Origin of the sequence: Mesorhizobium sp. M1A.F.Ca.IN.020.06.1.1 (genome assembly GCF_004023265.1) — a bacterium.
GTDB lineage: Bacteria > Pseudomonadota > Alphaproteobacteria > Rhizobiales > Rhizobiaceae > Mesorhizobium.
In genome coordinates, this window is the sequence record NZ_RZSR01000383.1 from 1 (window position 1) to 5221 (window position 5221).

Below are 5221 nucleotides of genomic sequence, written 5' to 3' on the forward strand. Positions count from 1 at the left end.
GACCGGCTTCGGCCGAGACATGGGCGGCGACGGTGTGCGCCAGCCCGGTCGGGTGCAGCCTTGCCAGCGGCGCGACGGCGGCGGCGCGGAAAAATGGACCGGCCGCGGCACCGGCGTCGATGATGCCGGATTGATCCGCAAGATCACCGCCATAGAGGCGGGCCTCAAGCGCCATGCCGATTCGCTTTCCGACCCGCTGAAGATCGCCGCCGCCCTTGGCGGACGCGAGCTTGCGGCGATCTTCGGCGCCACGCTGGCCGCGCGCAAGAACAACGTGCCGGTGTTGCTCGACGGCTTCGTCTGCACCGCCGCCGTCGCGCCGCTGGCAAGGCTGCACCCGACCGGGCTGGCGCACACCGTCGCCGCCCATGTCTCGGCCGAAGCCGGTCATCGCCGCCTGCTCGAAGCGTTGGGCCTGCCGCCGCTGCTCGACCTCGGCATGCGGCTCGGCGAAGGCTCCGGCGCCTGCCTTGCCGTCAACATCGTCCGCTCGGCGCTGGAGTGTCATACGAGAATGGCGAGTTTCGCGGAAGCCGGCGTTTCGGAAAAATAATCTTCCTTCAAAATTTCAACGCTGTTGAAATGACGAAATAACGTCGTCTTGATTGATTCGTGCGACAGAGATGTTTCACGGGAGATCGAACGATGTATTTGAAGGGCCTAATATTTGTTACGTTTCTTGCTGGGATGGCACTGCCGGCCCTTGCCCAAGATCAATATGTTCGCCCGCTTCGCCCCGGCGAAGACGGATCTGCCAGAATCCAATCGTCGATTTCGATGACCCTTCCGGTCAAGGACGACGAGGACGCAGCCGCCCAGCAGCAGGCCGCACTTCACTCTTTCTACAAGGTCGCGGCCGTCAGTTGCGCCATGGTGGCCGAGACTGTCGCCGACACCTGCGAAATCACCGGCATGACAACTAACGTCAATGCCCGGGACCGCAATGTCGGCGGTTATGGCGGATCGCAGGTTACGGTGACCGGCCAGATCACGATGAAGGTCAAGTTCAAGGCCAGCTTGAGCAAGACAGCGCAGTAGGACTGGTGCCCATCTCGCTTGTTTTCTGGCCGCTTTATGGAAAGACTTTGGTGGGTGTGCACAGGATCGAACTGTGGACCCGCTGATTAAGAGTCAGCTGCTCTACCAACTGAGCTACACACCCACACCGCCGGGAAATCCAGCGTCGGCGGCGCATATAGCCGCCGGTTTGAACGATGTCCAGCCCTGCCGGATCATTTCCAGACAAATCGCCGAATTGCCGCAGGTGTCACACAAAAATCTGGCCTTCCGCCACTTTGATCGCATGGCCTCCGATGCGCGCGGAGGCCAGTTTTCCGCCGTCGACATTGAGCTCGAGCCGGATGCGCGAGGGTCTCCCCATTTCCAGCCCCTGCTCGATCCAAAGCTGCGAGATCCCGTCGGTTGGACCGTCGAAATGCATGATGGCGCCGGCAAAGGCCGCCGCCGCGGAGCCGGTCGCCGGATCTTCGTAGGAGGGATTGCCCGGCACGATCATGCGCACATGGAAGGCGCTGTCGTGATGCACCGTCTCGCGGCAATAGACGTACGGGCTGGCGAAGGCCCATTCGCTCTTGCGCGGCGCGAGTTCGGACCATGCCTGGTTGTCCAGCCTGACTTTTGCGGCGGCTTCGAGGCCGGCAACCGGAATGGTGAGGTAGGGCACGCCGGCCGACCAGAAGGAGACGCGGTGATTCTCGAAGCCGAGCTCATGCGGGCCAAGGCCAAGCGCGGCGCCGATCATTTCCGGTTCGGCGGCGAGTTCCAGCCGCTCAGGCAGTTTCGCCAAGTCGAATTCGGCGAAGGTAGCGCCATCATGCTTGCTGACCGCGCAACGCACGGGGCCGATGTTCTCCTCCAGCACAAAGATGCCAGTCGCTTCGCCAGCCTGCTCCGCAAGCGCGATAGCCGACCCAACCGTCGGATGGCCCGCGAACGGCATCTCATAATCGGGCGTGAAGATGCGTATACGGTTGCGATGCTTGGGATTTTCGGGCGGCAGCACGAACACCGTCTCGGACAGGTTGAATTCGCGCGCGATCGCTTGCATGGCGGCCGTATCCAGCCCCTCGCTGTCGAGCACCACCGCCAGCGGATTCCCGGCCAGCCGCTCGGTCGTAAACACGTCGTAAAGCAAGTAGTCGCGCGTCATTTGGAAAACCTTCCGCCTCGTCCCGAATTTCTGCTCGATCCCAACATGAGGGAAATTTAATTTGAAATTCGAACCTCAAGGCATGATTTGTTCACGGATAGGGACATCATTTGTCGTTATAGGGGTCCGTGGTGGACCAGCTTGTCAATCCGCCAAACGCAGAAACCGACACTTCCATCGAAACGGCCCTCGGGCTCGACCGCAAAGGCGTGAGCCGCAAGCGCCGCCGCTTCCGGCTCTACGCGCTGCTGGCGCTGGCTGTCGTGGCGGCCGCGATCGCCGGCTACCGCTGGAACGCCGTCTCGCCGCCCCGGATCGAATACACGACCGCGCCGGCGACGATTGCCGACCTGACCGTCAAGGTGTCGGCGACCGGCACGCTGCAGCCGCTGACGCAGGTCGACATCTCCAGCGAGCTTTCCGGCATCGTCCGCGCCGTCGCCGTCAACGAGAACCAGCAGGTCAAGAAGGGCGACGTGCTCGCGACGCTCGACACCGCCAAGCTCGAAGTCCAGATCGAGCGCGCCACCGCCTCGGCAAAGGCGGCGGCGGCCGCCGTCGAAGATGCCAAGGTCACGCTGCAGGAAAACCAGAACGCGGTGGTCCGCGCGAGCGCCCTCACCAAGCGCGGCATGGCGACGGATCAATCGCTTGAGGCCGCGACCGCGACACGCGATCGCTCCAAGGCCGCGCTCGACAGCGCCGAGGCCAATCTCGCCATCGCTGAGGCTGATCTGAAGGCCCAGCAGACCGACCTTGCCAAGAGCACCATCTACGCGCCGATCGACGGCATCGTGCTCACGCGCTCCGTCGATCCGGGGCAGACGGTCGCTTCTTCGCTGCAGGCGCCGGTGCTGTTCGTCATCGCTGCCGACTTGCGGAACATGGAGCTGCAGGCGGCGGTGGACGAGGCCGATATCGGCCAGGTCAAGCCCGGCCAGCATGCCCGCTTCACGGTCGATGCTTTCCCGGACCGTCCCTTCGACGCCGAGATCCGCGACATCTCCTATGCCTCCGTCACCACCGACGGCGTCGTCACTTACAATGCACGGCTGGAAGTCGACAACGGCGAGCTTCTGCTCAGGCCAGGCATGACCGCCACGGTCGCCGTGGTGACCAGGCAGGCCAAGGGCGTGCTCACCGTGCCGGCCACAGCCTTCCGTTACCGCCCGGCGCAACAGGCGGCCCGCGGCTGGAGCCTGCGCGACCTCTTTACCGGCCGCATGGGGCCCCCCAACCGGCAGCGCGAGGCGACGAAAGCACCGATCGACGGCTCTCGCACGCTCTATGTGCTGGACAACGGACGGCCGCATGCCGTCAACGTCAGGATCGGCTCGACCGACGGCGAACTGACCGAGATCACGTCCGGCCTCGAGGAAGGCGCAGAGGTCATCACCGGCTCGCAGCAACGGAGCTGACCGTGTCCGCTCCCCCGCTCATCACCTTCGACAGTGTATGGAAGAGCTATGGCGAGGGCGAAGCGTGCGTGCACGCACTTGCCGGCGTCGATCTTGCCATCCGCAGAAGTGAGTTCGTCGCCATCATGGGACCGTCCGGCTCGGGCAAGTCGACGGCGATGAACATCATCGGCTGTCTCGACACGCCGACGGCCGGAACCTACCGCTTCAAGGGCGTGGATGCAGGCCGGCTCGACCGCAACCGCCGCGCCCTGCTGCGCAACCTTTATGTCGGCTTCGTCTTCCAAGGCTACAATCTCCTGCCCCGCACCACGGCGGCGGAAAATGTCGAGCTGCCGCTGATCTATCGCGGCGTTTCCGCCCGCGAGCGCCGGGAGCTGGCCATGCAGGCGCTCGCCCAGGTCGGACTTGTCGGGCGCGAACATCACACGCCGGCCGAGCTCTCGGGCGGCCAGCAACAGCGCGTGGCGATCGCGCGTGCCATCGTCACCAAACCGACCCTGCTCGTCGCCGACGAGCCCACCGGAAATCTCGACACCGCGCGCACGCACGAAATAGTGGAATTGCTGACCAGGCTGAACGCCGAACTCGGCCTCACCATCGTTATGGTGACGCACGAAGCCGACGTCGCGGCATATGCCGGGCGCACGGTGCGCTTCCTCGACGGCCACGTCGCTTCAGATACACCGAAAGCCGAGGCAGCATGATTTGGGAAACCGTCCGCCTTTCGCTGATTTCCATCCGCCGGAACGTGCTGCGCTCGTTCCTGACCCTGCTCGGCATCGTCATCGGCGTCGCCGCGGTCATCGCCATGCTCACCATCGGCTCCGGCACCACCGAGAAGGTCAAGGCCGACATCTCGAAACTCGGCAGCAACCTGCTCGTCGTCCGCTCGGGCCGTCCGGCAGGGCCTGGCGGCCCCGGCGGGCTCGACCAGGTCACCCGACCGCTGGCCGCCAAGGACCTCGAAGCACTGGTTGCCCATCTCAGCGGCGCACGCGCCATCGCACCGGCGTCGCAAAAACAGGTGCGGGTCATCTTCGGCACGGAGAGCCTGACGTCGGGCGTTACCGGCACCGACAGCGCCTATCTCGACGCGCGCGACTGGAAGCTGGTGTCGGGCCGCCCCTTCAGCGATTCCGAGGCGCGCGCCGGCGCCGGCGTCTGCCTGATCGGCGAGACGGTGCGGCAGCAGTTCTTCGGCGCCGGCGATCCGGAGGGCGAGACGATCCGCGTCAACCGCACCTCCTGCCGGATCATCGGCCTGCTCGAGCCGAAGGGTTACACCGGCTTCGGCCAGGATCAGGACAATGTCGTGCTGATGCCGCTGGCCGCCTACCAGCGGCGCATCGCCGGCAACCGCGACATCGACTCGATCTACATCGCCGCCGACGACAGGACGCCGACCACCGAACTGCAGCCGCGCGTCGAGGACATCCTGCGCGACACGCGCCGCATCACGCCGGACCGTGATGCCGATTTCTCGATCCGCGACATGACCCAGATCGCCGACGCCATGGCCAGCGCCACCACCACCATGACCGGCATGCTGGGTGCCGTCGCCGGCGTCAGCCTTCTGGTCGGCGGCATCGGCATCATGAACATCATGCTGGTATCGGTCACTGAGCGCACG

The 5221-nt window shown here is 64.9% G+C and carries 6 protein-coding genes and 1 tRNA gene; 5 read left to right on the plus strand and 2 right to left on the minus strand.

What is annotated here, in order from left to right; genetic code table 11:
• Both EOA60_RS17555 and EOA60_RS17560 read left to right on the plus strand, forming a co-directional pair.
• Positions 1-553: nicotinate-nucleotide--dimethylbenzimidazole phosphoribosyltransferase (locus EOA60_RS17555; protein WP_245502575.1), on the plus strand; the 553-nt coding region annotated here is incomplete at its 5' end.
• A gap of 92 nt (positions 554-645) precedes the next feature.
• A complete protein-coding gene (locus EOA60_RS17560; RefSeq protein ID WP_127335852.1) occupies positions 646-1038 on the plus strand; it encodes a hypothetical protein in 393 nt (130 codons plus the stop codon).
• Positions 1039-1086: 48 nt separating this feature from the next.
• On the opposite strand, the gene EOA60_RS17565 is transcribed toward EOA60_RS17560, so the two are convergent.
• A tRNA-Lys gene (locus EOA60_RS17565) sits at positions 1087-1162 on the minus strand.
• A 105-nt stretch (positions 1163-1267) separates the two neighbouring features.
• On the minus strand, positions 1268-2170 hold the full coding sequence (locus EOA60_RS17570; RefSeq protein WP_095826220.1) for a PhzF family phenazine biosynthesis protein: 903 nt from the start codon (positions 2168-2170) through the stop codon (positions 1268-1270).
• A 131-nt stretch (positions 2171-2301) separates the two neighbouring features.
• Between EOA60_RS17570 and EOA60_RS17575 the strand changes: the two genes are divergently transcribed.
• From EOA60_RS17575 to EOA60_RS17585, 3 genes are all read left to right on the plus strand, one after another.
• Positions 2302-3588, plus strand: coding sequence for an efflux RND transporter periplasmic adaptor subunit (locus EOA60_RS17575; protein WP_127335853.1), 1287 nt, complete (start codon positions 2302-2304; stop codon positions 3586-3588).
• Between the two features lie 2 nt (positions 3589-3590).
• Positions 3591-4295 (plus strand): ABC transporter ATP-binding protein, encoded by a 705-nt coding sequence (locus tag EOA60_RS17580; RefSeq protein WP_095802001.1) that lies wholly within the window; start codon positions 3591-3593, stop codon positions 4293-4295.
• A partial coding sequence (locus EOA60_RS17585) for an ABC transporter permease (protein WP_128311665.1) occupies positions 4292-5221 on the plus strand: 930 nt, incomplete at its 3' end. The genes EOA60_RS17580 and EOA60_RS17585, both read left to right, overlap by 4 nt.